Raw genomic sequence first — 16843 nt, 5'->3', positions numbered from 1 at the left:
AACGCGTAGCTTCACGATCTGATGCAGCATGTGAACGCAGGATGAGCCCAGCAGTTCAGCCGATCAATAGAACGCCCGCTCGGCCTTGAGCGTGACCAGCCCATCGCACTCGCTGTTGTGCCCGGAATACGCCGAACAGTCACCGCCGCTGAGGCTGGAGTCGCTGTAGATCAGGTTGAGATCGACGCCCATGAATGGCCGGGAAAACTTCACCGACCAATCGGTAAAACTGCCTACGTAACCGCCGTCCGCGACGGACACCGGGGAGTTCAGTTGGTGGGTGGTGTACTTCATGCTGATCCCGATGCCAAACGGCTGATTGCCGCCAAGGTCAGCGAACAGGGTGCTGTTCTGTTTGTCCGGATCGTTGCTGAGGGCGATGCCGAAGCGGCTGCCGAGCAGGGTCAGGCCGCCAAACAGTTCGTGGCTGTCGAGGGTTTCGACCTTGGGGTAACTGTAATGAATCATCCCCACTTCGTAGCCGAGGGTCTGGTCGAAGGGATGTTTAAAACCGACGTAGGAATCCACTTCAAGGGTGCTGGACGGCGAGAGTCCCATGCTGGGTGACCACTGGCCGACGTACCAGCCGCTGTCATGGCTGAGGTCGAGGCCACCATGGAACGAATTGGCATCGGAAGTCCCCGGCTTGACCAGACCCTGAGCCATGCTGCGGCTGGGAGTGGTGCCGAGTTTGAGGTCGAAGTCGCCCAGCTCGCGCTGGAACACCTGAGCGTGGGCGCCGGAGCACACCATCAGGCTGAACAGCAGTAAATGCGGGGGCTTGAACATGCGTCACTCCATGAACATGCGAGGGCAGGCGATTAACACAACCTGCTGAAACGCTTGAGCTAGACGTGTGCAAGCATACCGGCGAATGTCCGGCGATGAGGGCCGTTCGTCGATTGATGATTAATTGATTGAATTTGCGGTGTGGCGGGAGGGTTCCAGTCCAAGCGCTTCGAGGCTCAAAGCGCTTACGGACCAGGTGTTGCGGGGGATTACTTTTTGCCGAGGGTGATCTGCTTCGACGGGCCGAACGTCTGGCCACTGACGCCTTTGGCAATTTGCTGGATTTCACCGCCGGACTTGAGGAACGCAGCGATCTGGTTGTTGATCGATTCGCTGGTTTCAACGGCTGGAGCTGGCTTTGCTTTGCTGTTGGATGCTTTTACACGCATGGCGGCCATTAACCTGTAGAAAATTAACTTGGCCAGGCATAGTACATGAGTTACTTGACAATAGCTTGGTAAATATCCCCCGGAATAACCGGAGCGGTGCCAGGTTATTTTGCGTATATCCGCTCAAGAAGTCCGCTAAGCCGCTGTTTTAAATGACAACACAGGAAGATATTTGCTCGTCGCGAGCAGATATCCACGGCGATTTCAGTCATCTGCCGCCTGACGAGCGGCCAGAGGGTGTGGCGTAACCCCAGGCAAATCAACGGATTCGCCGAGATTTTCTCGCGCTGGCGGCTGCGCTCGCGAACGCCACCCTCAAAACCGGGTAGAATGCCGCCCACGCAATGAGGGTATTGGACATGGCTTTAGTCGGGCGCTACAACAGTTTGCAAGTGGTTAAACACACTAACTTCGGTTTATATCTGGATGGCGGGGCGGACGGCGAAATATTGCTGCCCAATCGTTATATTCCTAAAGATATCCCGAGCGAAGATGAAGATTGGCTCAATGTTTTCATTTATCTGGACAGCGATGACAAACTTATCGCCACCACCGAAAAGCCGAAAGTGCAAGTCGGTGAATTTGCCAGTTTGAAAGTGGTTGAAGTCAACAGCATCGGTGTGTTCCTCGACTGGGGCTTGCCAAAGGATTTGTTGCTGCCGTATTCCGAAGAGAAACGACAGCTGACCGCCGGTGAATACGTCGTTGTGCACGCCTACCTGGACAAGCACACCCGGCGAATCACCGCTACGGCGCGCCTGGATCGCTACCTCGACAAGTCACCCGCCAACTACAAGGCCGGGCAGGAAGTCGATCTGCTGGTGGCTGAGGCCACGGACATGGGCTTCAAGGCGATCATCAATAACAAGCATTGGGGCTTGATCCACAAGAACGAAATCTTCAAGTTCATGCGCGCCGGTAAAGAAGAGAAGGGTTTTATCAAGGAAGTCCGTGCCGACGGCAAGATCAGCCTGAGCCTGCAACCGGTGGGCGAAGAAGCCGCCACCAGCCTTAACTCCAAGATCCTCGCCAAGTTGCGCGACAACGACGGCACCTTGGCCATTAGCGACAAGAGTGATCCGGCGCTGATCAGCAGCATGTTCGGCGTCAGCAAAGGCAACTTCAAGAAAGCCATCGGCGCGCTGTACAAGAACGGTCAGATTGTCATTCACGCCGATCGCATTGAACTAAGCTGACCCCGCGCCGGCCCCATGTAAATCGATGACATGGAGCTGGATTGCAATGAAAAAAGCACTGTTTGCCTACGTTGCCACTTTGCTGGCATTCCTGGTGCTCGACGGCCTGTGGCTCGGCGTGCTGATGGGCCCGACCTACAAGGCTCTGCTCGGCTCGCTGATGCTCGATCAACCGCGGCTGGCCCCGGCCGCGGTGTTCTATCTGTTGTATATCGTCGGTTGCGTGGTGTTCGTGGTGTTGCCGGCAGTGACGTGGCAACGCGCCGCGCGGCTGGGCGCGCTGTTGGGCCTTGTGGCCTACGGCACTTATGACCTGACCAATTGGGCGACACTGAATGGCTGGTCCGCGCAGGTCTCATTGATGGATTGGGCCTGGGGCACGTTTGCCACGGCGGTGGCGTGTACGGTGGGGTTTTGGGTGGCGCGTGAGGCGCACTGATCATCACCGCCGGATGACGTTTCTGATGATTTAAAGGTCTGTCACAGGCTTTTATTTCTGGCCATCTGGTTAATAATCGACAGCATAATTCCTCGCCCCGCACCGGACATTCCGGCCGGGGCTTTGCTTTGACTGTCGAGACTGCCATGTCTGTTGTTGTCGAGATTCACCTGTGATCGCGCCACGGCGTAACGCCGACGCCTTTGCCCTGCAAGTGATGGTCGGGTTGTGCCTGATCTGGGGTGTCCAGCAAGTCATCATCAAATGGGCCGCGCCGGACATCGCACCGGTGATGCAGGCCGCCGGGCGCTCGGGGATATCCGCGCTGCTAGTGGGGCTGTTGATTTGCTGGAAGGGCGGCTGGGACCAGGTGGGCCACACCTGGCGCGGCGGTTTGCTGGCCGGCGGGCTGTTTGCGTTGGAATTTTTCCTGATCGCCGAAGGCCTGCAATTGACGTCCGCGGCGCACATGTCAGTGTTTCTCTACACCGCGCCGATCTTCACCGCGCTGGGCGTGCATTGGCTGCTGCCGAGCGAGCGCCTGCGGCCGGTGCAGTGGTTAGGGATTTTCATGGCGTTTATAGGCATTGCCGTAGCGTTTGCTGGCGGGGTGTCCTGGGACAACCTTGATCGCCGCATGCTGCTGGGTGATGCGCTGGGCGTGCTGGCCGGCGCGGCGTGGGGCTGGACCACGGTGGTGGTGCGTGCCTCGCGTTTATCGGAAGCACCGGTAACCCTGACGCTCTTCTATCAGTTGATCGTCGGGTTCATCGGCCTGCTGGTGATTGCCATTGCCAGCGGCCAGGTGACCCACGTCAGCCTGACCACCGTGGCGGTGGCCAGCGTGCTGTTCCAGGGCCTGGTGGTGTCGTTTTTCAGTTACCTGGTGTGGTTCTGGCTGCTGCGCCGCTACCTGGCCGGCAATATTGCGGTGTTCTCGTTCATGACGCCGCTGTTTGGCGTGACCTTTGGCGTGCTGCTGCTGGGTGAAGCGCTCAGCGTTAACTTCATCATTGGCGCGGTGCTGGTGCTGCTCGGGATCACGTTTGTCAGTGCAGAACAGTGGGTGCGCCGCAGTTTGCGCAAAGCATTGGGGCAGCAATAAACGAGCGCAGCGACAGAATGCCGCAGGCGAACCGCTGCGATGGCTCAGTGATGCCGCTTTGCGCGATGGCCGGAACTTATGGGCTGGCATCCTGATCGATTCAGTAACAGATCATTGCGGATTTGCACGAGCAATGCTGAGGACTTCGGACTATTATCAGTGCGAAGTGGCTACAGAATTCAGTCGCTCAGCACGACCCTGAAGGGGGCAAGACGATGAAAGAGAAAATTCAAAACTGGCTGCATGACCTGGGTGTCGCATTGGGTTTGATCGAACCGCCTATGCAGCCGGTGCCGATTCGTACCGATGATGAGCAGCGTCGGCGTCAGTCGCGCCGTCGGTAAGTCGGGCACTGTGCAGTTGTGCAGGGCAGGCTCCCTGAGTTTGCCTGATGAATGGTTTGGGGCTGCTTTGCAGCCCAGCGGGAGCAAGCTCCCTCGCCATAGAAAAGCGCCCATGCCACAAAGAAGCGCCTATGTAACTAACAGGCGCCCTCGTCATCGGCAATAGGTGTGCAGCCGGTTACTCATCCCGCTCAATTCTGATCAAAAACCGGCTCAAATCCTTGACCGTTTTCGCCCTGCGCAACATCTGATCCTCTTCGACGGTAAACGCCGTCAATTCCAGCTCATCCTCGAGATGGAAGATCAAATCCTCGATATCCGCTTTATCCAACCCCAATTGCACCAGGCTGGTGTCTTCGGCGAAGTCATGCCGACCGTCCAGCAGGCGGCTGATCAATTGGTGTACGGCAGCTCGGACGGCGGCTCTTTTCATGGTGGGCTTCACGGCGTGGGTGAGGCGATCCCTGCGAAAGCGTTAATGCGATAGGACGAGTACAGCACAGCGAAGCCGGTGCAGCCACTGGTCAAGCGACGCCGCATTTCCAACAGGCGAAAAAAAACGGGTGTGGCCGCCGACGCCATACCCGTTGAAGAAAGCCTCACATCACGTTTCAGTTCAAATGGCGCTGGCACCCAGGGTCGCCGGGCGACGGGACAGTAGGCTGACCACCACGAAACTCACCAGGCCCACGCCCAGGCTGTAGTAGATCGGCGTGTTGGCGTCCAGACCGTCCTTGACCATGAACAACAACGCCGTGGCAAAGCCCAGGCCCATGCTGGCGATGGCGCCGGCGGTGGTCGCGCGTTTCCAGAAGATCGCGCCGATCAGCGGGATCAGCATGCCGCCCACCAACAGGTTGTAGGCCAGGGTCAGGGCGCTGATCACATCGTTGACCACCAGGGCAATGCCGAGCACCGCGATGCCGGTCAGCAGGGTGAACAGGCGATTGACCGCCAGGCTCGACTGTTTGCCGCCGCGCAATTTCGGCAGCAGGTCTTCGGTCAGGGTAGTGGACGCCGCGAGCAAACCGGCGCTGGCGGTGGACATCATCGCCGCCAGGGCGGCGGCGATCACTAGGCCACGAATGCCGTCCGGCAAGGACAGTTTGACGATGGCGGCGAACGCGTTGTTGACGTTGTCCAGGTCCGGGATCAGCACGTGCGCGGCCATGCCGATCAGCGCGCAGGCCAAGCCGTAGAGAATGCAGTACAGACCGGCGAAGGTGCCGGCGTATTGCGCGACTTTGGCGGTTTTGACGGTAAACACCCGTTGCCAGATGTCCTGGCCGATCAGGATGCCGAAGAAGTAGATCATGAAGTACGTGATGATGGTGTCCCAGCCGATGGTGGTGAAGCTGAACGCCGCTGCCGGCAGTTTCAGCACCAACTCATCCCAGCCGCCGACGCGGTACAGGCAAATCGGCAACAGGATGAACATCAGGCCGACGGTCTTGATCACGAATTGCACGATGTCGGTCAGGGTCAGCGACCACATACCGCCGATCGCCGAGTAGATCACCACCACGCCACCGCCCAGTAGTACCGAGATCCAGAACGGCAGACCGAACAGCACTTGCAGCACGGTACCGATCGCCAGGATCGAGGTCACGCCAATCATCAGCGCGTAGGCCAGCATGATCGCCGCGCTCGCCGAGCGAGCCATCGGGTTGTAGCGTTTTTCCAGGACCTGGGTGACGGTATAAATCTTCAGCTTCAGCAGCGGTTTAGCCAGGAACAGGTTCAGCGCGACGATCCCGCAACCGAGCGCGGCGCACAGCCAGAAGCCGGAAATCCCGTGCACATAACCCAGGCGCACCGTGCCGACGGTCGAAGCACCGCCCAACACGGTCGCGGCCATGGTGCCCATGTACAGGGTCGGGCCGAGGTTACGCCCGGCGACCAGATAATCTTCGTTGGTTTTGGCTTTGCGCATGCCGAAGTAACCGAGCACCAGCATTGCAGCGGCGTAAATGAGAACGACGAATAAATCCAGGGCCATGAGGCGTTTCTCCGATTGTCTTTTTTATGGTGGAACAGAGTGAATGCTATGGTGTTGCTTCTTTAGGTATTTCAGTGTCAGGCGGCTTGGCGTACACCCGTCGTGATGGCGCCGCTGCGGACATTCACGGGGCGGAATACGTCCTTCGGCTCCGGAAACAACTTCAACAAGTTCAGATAAACCACCGACGCCAACCCCAGCGTCACCGCACACCGGCAGGAGCAACCCGCTCGGCCACACCGCCAGCGCGCCGCCGACGTAGTTGTTCGCGGCTCAGCGTTCGTTCATGACCGGCCCTCAGCGATGCACCACGCCCGGCAGTACGCAGAGCATTTCGTACAGCAGGTTGGCGGCCAGCAGCGAGGTGTTACCGGTGGTGTCGTAAGCGGGCGAAACTTCTACCAGATCGCAGCCGACCAGATCGAGGCCCTGGCAGCCACGGACAATTTCGATCGCCTGAATGGTGGTCAAGCCGCCGATTTCCGGGGTGCCCGTGCCCGGTGCCCAGGCTGGGTCGATGCCGTCGATGTCGAAACTCAAATACACCGGGCCGCCGCCGACTTTCTCGCGCACTTCGGCCATGAGCGGGGCCAGGGATTTGTGCCAGCACTCTTCGGCCTGGACCACGCGGAAGCCCTGGTTGCGGCTCCAGTTGAAGTCATCGGCGGTGTAGCCCTGGGCGCGCAGGCCAATCTGCACCACGCGGTCCGGGTCCAGCAGGCCTTCTTCGACGGCGCGGCGGAAGGTGGTGCCGTGGGCGATTTTCTCGCCGAACATGTGATCGTTCACATCGGCGTGGGCATCGATGTGCACCAGGCCGACCTTACCGTGCTTTTTATGGATCGCGCGCAGGATCGGCAGGGTGATGGTGTGGTCGCCGCCGAGGGTTAGCGGGATCACGTTGTGTTCAAGGATCTGGTGATAGGACTCTTCGATGATTCGCACGGCGTCGAGCAGGTTGAAGGTGTTGATCGCCACGTCACCGATGTCGGCGACCGACAGCGAGTCGAAGGGCGCGGCGCCGGTGGCCATGTTGTAGGGGCGGATCATCACCGATTCGGCGCGGATTTCCCGAGGCCCGAAACGGGTGCCGGGGCGTAGCGAGGTGCCGATGTCCAGCGGCACGCCGACGAACGCCGCGTCGAGGCCGGCGGCGGTGGGGACATGGGGAAGACGCATCATGGTGGCGATGCCGCCGAAGCGCGGCATTTCGTTGCCGCCCAGTGGTTGATGGAGAATCTTGTCCACGGGTTCAGGCCTCATCGTTTTTGTATTAGGCGGCGATGATGCGAAAAGCCCTGGGGCGGAAGAATCGCTGCGGGCAAATACTTAGTTCAGGTTTTTCTAAACTAATGCTGATGGCGCGGATAAACTCCCCATCACTATCATCCATGTGGGACCGGGCTTGCCCGCGAAGACGTCGTGTCAGTCGACCTCAGTTTGCCTGACACACCGCTTTCGCGGGCAAGCCCGCTCCCACAGGTTCAGTGTTGTTAATGGAGCCTCCATGGCCAACGCGTTACCCGACCTGAAACTGTTGCGCATCTTCGTCAGCGTGGTCCGTCACCAGGGCTTTGCCAACGCGCAGCAGGAGCTGAACCTGTCGACTTCGGCGATCAGCACCTACATGAGCCAGCTCGAAGCGGCGCTCGGCCTGGTGCTGTGTCATCGCGGGCGCGGTGGGTTCAGCCTGACCAGCAAGGGCGAGCTGTTCCATCAGGAAACCCTGCGCCTGCTGGCCGAACTCGAAGGTTTCGAGCAATACGCCGCTGCGCTCAAGGGCGAACTGCGCGGCACCTTGAACCTCGGGGTGATCGATTCGACAGTCAGCGACAAAGCCCTGCCGTTCGCCGAAGCCATCGGCGCCTATAGCCAGGAACATCCGGCGGTGCATTTGCATTTGTCGGTGATGAGCCCTTACGAACTGCAACTCGGCGTGCAGGACAACCGCCTCGACCTGGCCATCGGCGCGTTCTCCACGCGCATGAGCGGGCTGGTCTACATGCCGCTGTACCGTGAACAGCACTGGCTGTATTGCAGCAGTCGGCACCCGTTGTTCGCTGAGCGGCGGATACCCGAGCAAGTCATCACCCAGCAGCGCATGGTCGGGCGCGGTTACTGGAGCCAGGCCGAGCTGGCGCGCCACGGTTTCAAGCACAGCGCGGCGACCGTGGAGAGCATGGAGGCGCAGCTCATCCTGGTGTTGTCCGGCGCCTACATCGGTTACCTGCCGGAACACTACGCCCAGGCCTGGGCCGACAAAGGCGATTTGCGCGTTTTGCTGCCGGCGACCTTTGGCTACCAGGCACCGTTTTCGATGATCGTGCGCCGTGGCCGCAGCCGCGAACCGCTGATCCAGACCTTCCGCGACTTGCTCAAAGCACAACTGAACCAGGCCTGAGACCATGAGCCGAGAACACTGCCCGCGCTGCTTGCGCCCACACACCCATTGCCTGTGTCCGCTGATCCCAAGCCTCGATAGCCGCACCCGAGTAATGCTGTTGCAGCATCCCAGCGAAGTGAACCACGCGCTGAACACCGCGCGGTTGGCAGCGCTGGGGCTCAACAACGCTCAGTTGATCGTTGGCGAAGTATTCGAGGATCTGCCGGCGCTGCTCAATCAACCGGGCTACCGCGCGTGCTTGTTGTTCCCCGGTGAAGACGCACAGCCGTTGCAGATGTATTCGGCTGCCGATGAGCCTCTGCTGCTGGTGGTGCCGGACGGCACCTGGCGCAAGGCGCGCAAATTGCTGCACCTCAATCCACTGTTGGCGGCGTTGCCTCGGGTGACCTTAAAAGAGGGTGGCGTGTCGCGCTATCGCCTGCGCAAGGCTCCGGGGCCGGGAGCGTTGTCGACGGTGGAAGCCATCGTTCAGGCACTGCAAACCCTCGAAGCACCGACCTCGTTCGAGCCGTTGCTTAAACCTTTTGAAGCGCTGATCGAAGGGCAGATTGCGGCGATGGGGGAGGAGACTTACCAGAGGAATCACGGGCACTGAGTAACGCTTTGGCAATGAAAAAACTGTGGCAATCAGTACCTCAATGGCAATGAGAACCTCTGTGGCGATGAGTACCCCTGTGGCGATGAGTACCCCTGTGGCGAGGGAGCTTGCTCCCGCTGGGCTGCGCAGCAGCCCTAAAAAGCCTTGGAGTGTCAGAATTACCGCGATAGCAGATCTCGGGAGCGCTTCGCACTCCAGCGGGAGCAAGCTCCCTCGCCACAAAAGCTTCTTTGTTACGGCAATAGTGCCTGGCTCTACCTTTCCCGCATCGCCTCGGTCCGCGCCTTCAACACCGGTTTGAGCAAGTAATCCAAAACACTCTTCTCCCCGGTGATGATGTCCACGGTCGCGACCATTCCCGGGATGATCAGCAGCGGTTTGGCGTCGCTGCCCAGATGGTTTTTGTCGGTGCGCACCTGGATCAGGTAGAAGCTGTTGCCCTTGTCGTCGGTGATGGTGTCGGCGCCGATCAGTTCTAATTTGGCGCTGAGCCCGCCATAGATCGTGTAGTCATAGGCGCTGAACTTGACCATGGCTTTCTGGCCGGGGTGCAGGAAGGCCACGTCCTGCGGGCGGACCTTGGCTTCGATCAGCAGGTTGTCTTCCAGCGGCACGATTTCCACCATGTCGCTGCCCGGCTGAACCACGCCGCCAATGGTGTTGACCTTCAACACCTTGATGATGCCGTGCACCGGCGACACCACCGTGGTGCGGGTCACGCGGTCATCGATGGCGATGCTCGACGCAGTGATTTTCGACAGGTCGGTGCGTTTCTCATTGAGCTCCTTGGCCGCGTCGGAGCGGAAGGATTGCTCGGATTCATCAATCTTGCTTTTGATCTCGTTGATCGCCGATTCGGCCCGTGGAATCGCCAGGGTCGTGGCATTCAGCGAGCCACGAATCTCCACCGCACTGCGCTTCAATCGGAGGATTTCCACCGGCGAAACCGCACCCGTGCCCACCAGTGGCGCCGACATGTTCATCTCTTGTTGCAGCAACGCCAGGCTTGAACTGTATTGCCCCTGTTTCGAGCGGAATTCCGCCAGTTCCTGGGTTTTTTGCCGAAGTTGTTCGCTGAGCGTCCGCTGCTCGCTGGCCAGGCGACGCTGCCGTTGTTCATACAGCGAGCGCTCGTCCTCGGCCACTTGCGGGGCCTTGGCGATCACCTCGGCGGAAAGCTTGAATGGCCGGCCCTCGGCCTCGGCGGACAATCGCTCGACCTGCGCGGTCAGCGCATAACGATCGGCCTCGCTTTCGCCTTTGTTCGACAGGAACCGCGTGTCGTCCAGGCGCAGCAAGGTATCGCCCTTGTTCACCATTTGCCCTTCGCGCACAAAAATCTCGGTGACGATGCCGCCCTCCAGGTTCTGGATCACCTGGACTTTGCTCGACGGAATCGCCTTGCCTTCGCCCATGGTCACTTCTTCGAGCACGGCGAATTTGGCCCATACCAAACCGCTGATCAGCAACGCGGCGGCCAGCCACACGGTGATGCGCGACCAGCGCGGCGAGTCCTGCAGCGAGGCGCCGGCGGTCTCCGGAAGGAATTCGCTCTCGGCGCTTTTGCTGAAACTGCCGAAGTAGCCACGGTCCTTTTCTGCTGCTGATGAAACCGACATGGGCAACTCCTAGACAGCCGCAGAGCCGACACGGCCCTTGCGCAGTGCATCGATGACCGCTTCTTTCGGACCGTCGGCGACGATCTTGCCGTTGTCCAGCACCAGCAGGCGGTCGACCAGGCTGAGCATTGAAGTGCGGTGGGTGACCAGCAGCAGGGTTTTGCCCTGCACCCAGCCGTGCAGTTTTTGCCGCAGTACGTCTTCGCTGGTGTTGTCCATGTGGCTGGTGGGTTCGTCCAGCAGCAGGATCGGCGGGTCGAGCAACAATGCCCGCGCCATCAACACTGCTTGGCGCTGGCCGCCGGAGAGCAACTGGCCGCGCTCGCCGACCGGCCGGTCGAAGCCTTGCGGATGCTGGCGCGCCAGCTCGGTGACGCCGGTCAGTTCCGCCACTTCTAGCATTCGCGCATCGCTGACGTAACGCGCGCCGAGGGTCAGGTTGTCGCGCAGGCTGCCGGCCAACAGCGGCAGGTCGTGGGCGACGTAACCGATTTGCTGGCGCAGGTCGGCGACGTCCAGTTGCCGCAGGTCGAGGCCATCGAGCAGCAACTGGCCCTCGTCCGGCGCGTAGAAACCCATGACCAATTTACCGAGGGTGCTTTTGCCGGAGCCGCTGCGGCCGATGATGCCGATCCGCTCGCCGGGTTTGAGGCTGAAGCTGACGTTGGCCAGCGCCGGGCCGTTCTGGCCCTGGTACTGAAACGTCACGCCGCTGACGTCGAGTGCGCCCTGCAGTTGCGTGCGCTCCAGCGGCCGTTGCTTGGCGTCCCGCTCCTGCGGCAGGCCCATCAGCGCATCGGTGCTTTTCATGGTCAGTTGCGCTTGCTGGTAGCGGGTAATCAGCCCGGCGATCTGCCCCAGCGGCGCGAGCACCCGGCTGCCGAGCATGTAAGTCGCCACCAGCGCGCCGACGCTGAGGCTGCCGGCGATGATGCTGTAGACCCCGGCGATGATGGTCGCCATACCCGACAACTGCTGGATGAACAGCGTGCCGTTGGTGGCCAGGGCCGAGAGGTTGCGCGCATGGCTGTCGAGGCGGGTTAGGGCGCCGTGGGTGCTTTCCCATTTGTGCTGGCGCTCGCTTTCGGCGCTGCACGCCTTGAGGGTTTCCAGGCCGCCGAGGGTTTCGATCAGCAAGGCCTGGCGTTCGGCGCCGAGGCTGAGGCTGCGCTGCACGGTGTCGCGCAGCCGCGCCTGAATGATCATCGCGAAGATGATCGTGATCGGAAACGCCAGCAGCGGAATGATCACCAGCCAGCCGCCGAGCAGGCCAATCACCACCAGCATCAGAACGGCGAACGGCAGGTCGATCAGGCTGGTGAGGGTCACGGCGGTAAGGAATTCCCGCAGACCCTGGAAGTCGTGGATGCTTTGGGCGAAACCACCGATGGTCGCCGGTTTGGCTTTCATCGCCATGCCGGTGATGCGCTCGAACAGGGTCGCGGACAGGATCACGTCGGTTTTCTTACCGGCGGTGTCCAGCAGGTGCGCGCGCACCACCCGCAGCACCAACTCGAAACCGGTGCCGATCATCAAGCCGATCGACAGCACCCACAGGGTCGAAATGGCCTGGTTAGGCACCACGCGGTCGTAGGTCTGCATGACGAACAGCGGCACCATCAACCCCAACAGGTTAATCAGGAAACTGGCGAGAATGGCGTCGCTGTACAGCCAGCGCGACAGCTTCAAGGTGTCGCGAAACCACGCCTCGACCCGTGGCACCAGCGGCGAGCGCAGGTCTTCGAGTTCGTGGCGCGGGCGGGCGAACAGTGCCTGGCCGGTGTAATCCTCGGCCAGTGCGTCCATGCTGACCCACTGCTCGCCGCCGTCCGCTTCGCTAGGCAGGATCAGCGCCTGGCCGTCGTCGCCGAAACGCCGCAGCACCGCGCAGCGACCGTTGTTGAGCAGCAACAGCACCGGCAGGTTCAGCGGCGATATGGCTTTCAAATCACGCCGCAGCAGCCGCGCCTGCAAACTGGCCCGGGCCGCCGCACGGGGCAGCAGGTCCAGGCTCAGACGTTGCTGCGCCAACGGCAGGCCGGCGCTCAGGCTGGCGCGGCTGACCGTCGCGCCGTGGAGTTTGCACAGGATCAGCAAACCATCCAGGAGCGGGTCGTCGAAGCTCAGGCGCGGATCGACGCCAATGTTGCCGGGTTCCATGCTGGTCACGTCAGTCACTCCCCGACCTATCGCAATTCAGGCAAACGGGCTTCGCTTTTTACTTCGGTCTTGGCGATCGCATCGTTGGGCAGCACCACCCGCTGCTTGCTCAGCAACACGCCCATGTTCGCCAGCACGCGGTACATCGAGTACTCCTCGGTGTAGCGCACTTCGGTGTAGCGCCGGTTGGCGTTGTACAGCTCGTTTTCGCTGTCGAGCACGTCGAGCAAGGTCCGCTGCCCGAGGCCGAACTGGTCCTGATAGGCCGCGCGCACCCGCGTGGTGGTCTCGGCGTACTCCCGGGCGGTCGGGGTTTGCTTGCGCGCATTGAGCATGGCGTTCCACGCCAGGTGGATGTTCTCGTTGAGCTGGCGCAGGGCGTTGTTACGGATGTCCATGGCCTGGTTGATCTGGTGCGCATTGGACTGCAAACGTGCCTTGTCGCTGCCGCCACGGAACAGGTTGTAGTTCATCACCACACCCACCCGCCATTCGTTGTCGTGGCCCTTGTCACCCTGCACGTTGTTGTTGGCGCCCACCGCCGCTTCGGCGTCGAAGCGTGGGTAGAACGGCGACTTGGCGACTTCGTACTGGCTTTCGGCGGACTGCACGTCGGCCTGGGCCGATTTCAGGTACGGGTTGTTATCGACCATGCTCTGCTGCGCATCTTGCAGGGTCGGCGGTAATTCACCGCGAGTGGAGGGCGGCGTTTCCAGTTCATCGGGCATGCGCCCGGTCACGGCGAAGAAGTTCGACTCGGCGTCCGCCAGATCGACTTCGGCGGTGTCCAGGTTGTTTTCCGCCAGCGCCCGGCGAGCAACCGACTGATCGGCGTCGGCATTGCTGCCGATGCCGCGCTGGGTGCGCAGGCCGATCTGGTCGTTGACCCGCAAGTGCGCCTGCAGGTTGTTCTTGGCCAGGGTCACCAGTTCGCGGCGCTTGAGCACCTCGAGGTAGACCTCGATGGTGCGCAGGGCCAAATCTTGGGCGGTGCCCTGGGCGTAATAGGCCCGGGAGTTGACTACGCCTTTGGTGCGTTCCACTTCGTTGGCGGTGTTGAAGCCGTCGAACAGCATCTGCCGCAGGCGCAGTTCCGACTGGGTGTAGGTGAGGATTTCCTTGTGGTGGTTGCCGAACGCGCGGGTGTTGGTGTTATCGCTGTACCCGCGCCCGTACGCGGCATTCAGATCGACAGAAGGGTAAAAGCCGCCCTTGGCGACCTTCACCTCTTCGTCGGCGGACAATCGGCTGTCGACCCGTGAGGCCAGTTCCGGGTGGGTGGCGATCGTGCTCTGGATGGCCTCGGTCAAGGACAACGCCTGAGCCTGGGACGTGCAGGCCATGGCCAATAAAATCGCACTGCATAACGGGGTAAGTGGGCGCATGGTGCATCTCCCTCGGGATCCAAATGGAGCTAAGTCGCCAAATATTTGGCGTAATTTTTAGTGCAAACCGTTTCAGGCTTGTAACAACAGAGCTAAGAACATCCTGACGCAAAGCTAAGAAGGATTTCTCATAAGGCCTATGCCAAAAAAAACTTATGCGCTCAGAAAAAAACCGCACATTGTTCATTGCACGAACCTAGGAATTACGCGCTCTTCGAACGCATTTCAGGGTTTACACAAAGTTCCATTCATTTAGCGACATTGGGCGAGAAAGTGCTGGAGGGGAGGGAAGCGGGACGGTTTTTAGGCGACATTTTTTTGTCGCTTACAAAAAATACCGTTTTGCTGCGTTCACGGGCAGGTCAGTCGCGGATCCCCGTCTACCGGGTGCGGTCCACGCCGCGACAACTTGCCGGGGGACAGACGCCAGGCGTGGCTGCCTGATGGGACGTTCGCGGTAGCGAGCGACTGTCGGCCCGCGTGGTGACCCGATGACACCGCACGCATTTTCTTCGCCTACACCAGTGCCAGCGACGTTGGCAGCGGAGGAGATGCACATGGCTACGCTCATCGGGACCGTCACTCAGGTTATTGGTCAGGTTTTTGCGGTTGCCGGAGACGGCACACGGCGAGCGCTGAGCGTAGGCGATCGGCTGTTTGCCGGCGATCAACTGGTGACCGGGGCCGAAGGCGCCGTGGCGGTGCACCTGCAAAACGGCGAGGAGCTGACCCTCGGCCGTGGCAGCAGCCTGCTGATGACTTCGCGATTGCTCGCGCATCAGGCGCCCCACGTCGACGCGCAAGAGGCGATTACGCCAACCCAGGCGCAACTGACCGACGTCGAACAACTGCAGAAAGCCATCGCCGCCGGCGCCGACCCGACGCAAACCGGCGAAGCCACTGCCGCGGGCCCCAACGGCAACACCACGCCGGGCGGAGCGCTGGGCGGCGGCCACAGTTTTGTGATGCTGGACGAAGTGGGCGGTCGGGTTGACCCGACCATCGGTTTTCCCACTGCCGGCTTCAACGGCATTCCGGAATTCCCAGAAGAGCGCCGCGATGCGGTGGTCCAGCAGGGCGATGACGACACCGGGCCCATCGTGGTGGTGCCGACGCCTCCAGCGCCACCGGTCAACAACATCGTCACCCTCAATGGCCTCGACGTCAGCGGCGGCGAGATGACCGTCAACGAGGCCAATCTGCCGAACGGTTCCGCCAGCAACCCGAACGCCCTGACCCAGAACGGCACCTTCAGCATCACCGCGCCAGATGGCTTGCTGAGCCTCAACATCGGCGGCATCAGTGTGATCAATGTCGGTGTGGCCAGCGGTTTTCCACAGTCGATCACTACGCAGTTGGGCAACACCCTGACCATCACCGGGTACAACCCGGCCACCGGCGTGGTGAGTTACAGCTACACCCTCAACGGCAACGAAACCCACGCGGCCGGTGAGGGCGTCAACAACCTCAGTGAACAGTTCACGGTGGTCGCGGCAGACAGCAATGGCGACACCGCCACCGGTTCCCTGGCTATCAATATCACTGACGACGTGCCGAAAGCCGTCGACGATGGCAACGGCGTCGCCTCGGAAACCACGCTGGTGCTGGAAGGCAACGTGCTGAGCAACGACTCGCAAGGCGCCGACCGTGTGCCGGTCGGCCCGAACAGCGGGCCGATCACCCCCGGCACGTTCAACGGCACTTACGGGACCCTGGTACTGAATGCCAACGGCACTTACACCTACACGCTCAACAGCAGCGATGCCGACTTCAAAGCGTTGCACGGCGGCGGCAATGGTACGGAAACCTTCACCTACACCCTGACCGATGCCGACGGCGACAGCAGCACGGCCAATCTGGTGCTGCAGATTCACAACAACGATGATCCGGTGATCATCAATGGTCTTGAGGTCAGCGGTGGCGAGCTCACGGTCTACGAAAAAAACCTGACGTCCGGCAGCGCCCCGGACAGCACGCAACTGACCCAAAGCGGCAGCTTCACCATCACCGCACTGGATGGCGTACAGACCCTGACCGTGGGTGGCATCGCCGTGGTCAGCGGCGGTGTGGTCGCCGGTTTTCCGCAGTCGATTGCCACCGGGTTGAACAACACCCTGACTATCACCGGGTTTGACCCGGCCACCGGCGTGGTCACCTACAGCTACACCCTCAATGCCAACGAGGCGCATCCGACCGGCAACGATGCCAACAACCTGCCCGAGCAGTTCGCAGTGACGGTGGTTGACGACAACGGCACCACCGCCAATGGCACGCTGGACGTCAACGTGATTGATGACCTGCCCACAGCGGTGAATGACAACAATGCCAGCACTGCCTCTGAAAACACCCTGGTGCTGACCGGCAACGTGCTGACCAATGATGTGCAAGGCGCCGACCGCGTCACTGTCGGCCCTAA

The 16843-nt window shown here is 60.8% G+C and carries 15 protein-coding genes; 7 read left to right on the top strand and 8 right to left on the bottom strand.

Features of this window, described 5'->3' with window-relative positions; genetic code table 11:
* Positions 1–63 precede the first annotated feature (63 nt).
* A complete protein-coding gene (locus tag RG836_RS24905; RefSeq protein ID WP_310850354.1) occupies positions 64–789 on the bottom strand; it encodes a TorF family putative porin in 726 nt (241 codons plus the stop codon).
* A 209-nt stretch (positions 790–998) separates the two neighbouring features.
* Positions 999–1187, bottom strand: coding sequence for a hypothetical protein (locus RG836_RS24900; protein WP_017337097.1), 189 nt, complete (start codon positions 1185–1187; stop codon positions 999–1001).
* A 350-nt stretch (positions 1188–1537) separates the two neighbouring features.
* Between RG836_RS24900 and RG836_RS24895 the strand changes: the two genes are divergently transcribed.
* From RG836_RS24895 to RG836_RS24880, 4 genes are all read left to right on the top strand, one after another.
* Complete coding sequence (locus RG836_RS24895) at positions 1538–2374, top strand: CvfB family protein (protein WP_310850353.1); 837 nt, start codon at positions 1538–1540, stop codon at positions 2372–2374.
* A gap of 46 nt (positions 2375–2420) precedes the next feature.
* A complete protein-coding gene (locus tag RG836_RS24890; protein ID WP_310850352.1) occupies positions 2421–2813 on the top strand; it encodes a DUF2177 family protein in 393 nt (130 codons plus the stop codon).
* A gap of 172 nt (positions 2814–2985) precedes the next feature.
* Positions 2986–3918, top strand: a complete 933-nt coding sequence (locus RG836_RS24885; protein WP_310850351.1) for a DMT family transporter — start codon at positions 2986–2988, stop codon at positions 3916–3918.
* A 215-nt stretch (positions 3919–4133) separates the two neighbouring features.
* Complete coding sequence (locus RG836_RS24880; protein ID WP_267904898.1) at positions 4134–4262, top strand: PA1414 family protein; 129 nt, start codon at positions 4134–4136, stop codon at positions 4260–4262.
* 178 nt (positions 4263–4440) lie between these two features.
* Here the strand turns inward: RG836_RS24880 and RG836_RS24875 are convergent, their stop codons facing one another.
* The 3 genes from RG836_RS24875 to speB all read right to left on the bottom strand — a co-directional run bounded on the left by RG836_RS24875 (position 4441) and on the right by speB (position 7509).
* On the bottom strand, positions 4441–4695 hold the full coding sequence (locus RG836_RS24875; protein WP_310850350.1) for an acyl carrier protein: 255 nt from the start codon (positions 4693–4695) through the stop codon (positions 4441–4443).
* Between the two features lie 183 nt (positions 4696–4878).
* Positions 4879–6261, bottom strand: a complete 1383-nt coding sequence (locus RG836_RS24870) for a sodium:solute symporter family protein (RefSeq protein ID WP_310850349.1) — start codon at positions 6259–6261, stop codon at positions 4879–4881.
* Positions 6262–6558: 297 nt separating this feature from the next.
* Positions 6559–7509: an agmatinase gene (gene speB / locus RG836_RS24865; RefSeq protein WP_310850348.1), complete on the bottom strand. Its 951-nt coding sequence runs from the start codon at positions 7507–7509 to the stop codon at positions 6559–6561.
* A gap of 259 nt (positions 7510–7768) precedes the next feature.
* Between speB and RG836_RS24860 the strand changes: the two genes are divergently transcribed.
* Entirely contained in the window at positions 7769–8662 is an 894-nt protein-coding gene (locus tag RG836_RS24860) for a LysR family transcriptional regulator (protein WP_310850347.1), read from the top strand.
* A gap of 4 nt (positions 8663–8666) precedes the next feature.
* A complete protein-coding gene (locus RG836_RS24855; protein ID WP_310850346.1) occupies positions 8667–9260 on the top strand; it encodes a tRNA-uridine aminocarboxypropyltransferase in 594 nt (197 codons plus the stop codon).
* 257 nt (positions 9261–9517) lie between these two features.
* Here the strand turns inward: RG836_RS24855 and RG836_RS24850 are convergent, their stop codons facing one another.
* From RG836_RS24850 to RG836_RS24840, 3 genes are read right to left on the bottom strand one after another with little or no spacing between them, the layout of a single operon-like run.
* Complete coding sequence (locus RG836_RS24850) at positions 9518–10882, bottom strand: HlyD family type I secretion periplasmic adaptor subunit (protein WP_310850345.1); 1365 nt, start codon at positions 10880–10882, stop codon at positions 9518–9520.
* Positions 10883–10891: 9 nt separating this feature from the next.
* The gene (locus tag RG836_RS24845; RefSeq protein WP_310850344.1) at positions 10892–13051 is read right to left on the bottom strand and encodes a type I secretion system permease/ATPase; all 2160 of its coding nucleotides are present in this window, start codon (positions 13049–13051) and stop codon (positions 10892–10894) included.
* 17 nt (positions 13052–13068) lie between these two features.
* Positions 13069–14427: a TolC family outer membrane protein gene (locus tag RG836_RS24840; protein WP_310850343.1), complete on the bottom strand. Its 1359-nt coding sequence runs from the start codon at positions 14425–14427 to the stop codon at positions 13069–13071.
* Positions 14428–14984: 557 nt separating this feature from the next.
* On the opposite strand from RG836_RS24840, the gene RG836_RS24835 reads away from it, so the two are divergent.
* Positions 14985–16843, top strand: a 1859-nt coding sequence (locus RG836_RS24835; RefSeq protein ID WP_310850342.1) for a retention module-containing protein, incomplete at its 3' end; no start/stop codon positions are given.

This window comes from Pseudomonas rhizozeae, from assembly GCF_031583775.1.
Lineage (GTDB): Bacteria > Pseudomonadota > Gammaproteobacteria > Pseudomonadales > Pseudomonadaceae > Aquipseudomonas.
Note: the sequence above shows the minus strand (reverse complement) of the source record. Positions and strands in the feature narration are given on the sequence as shown.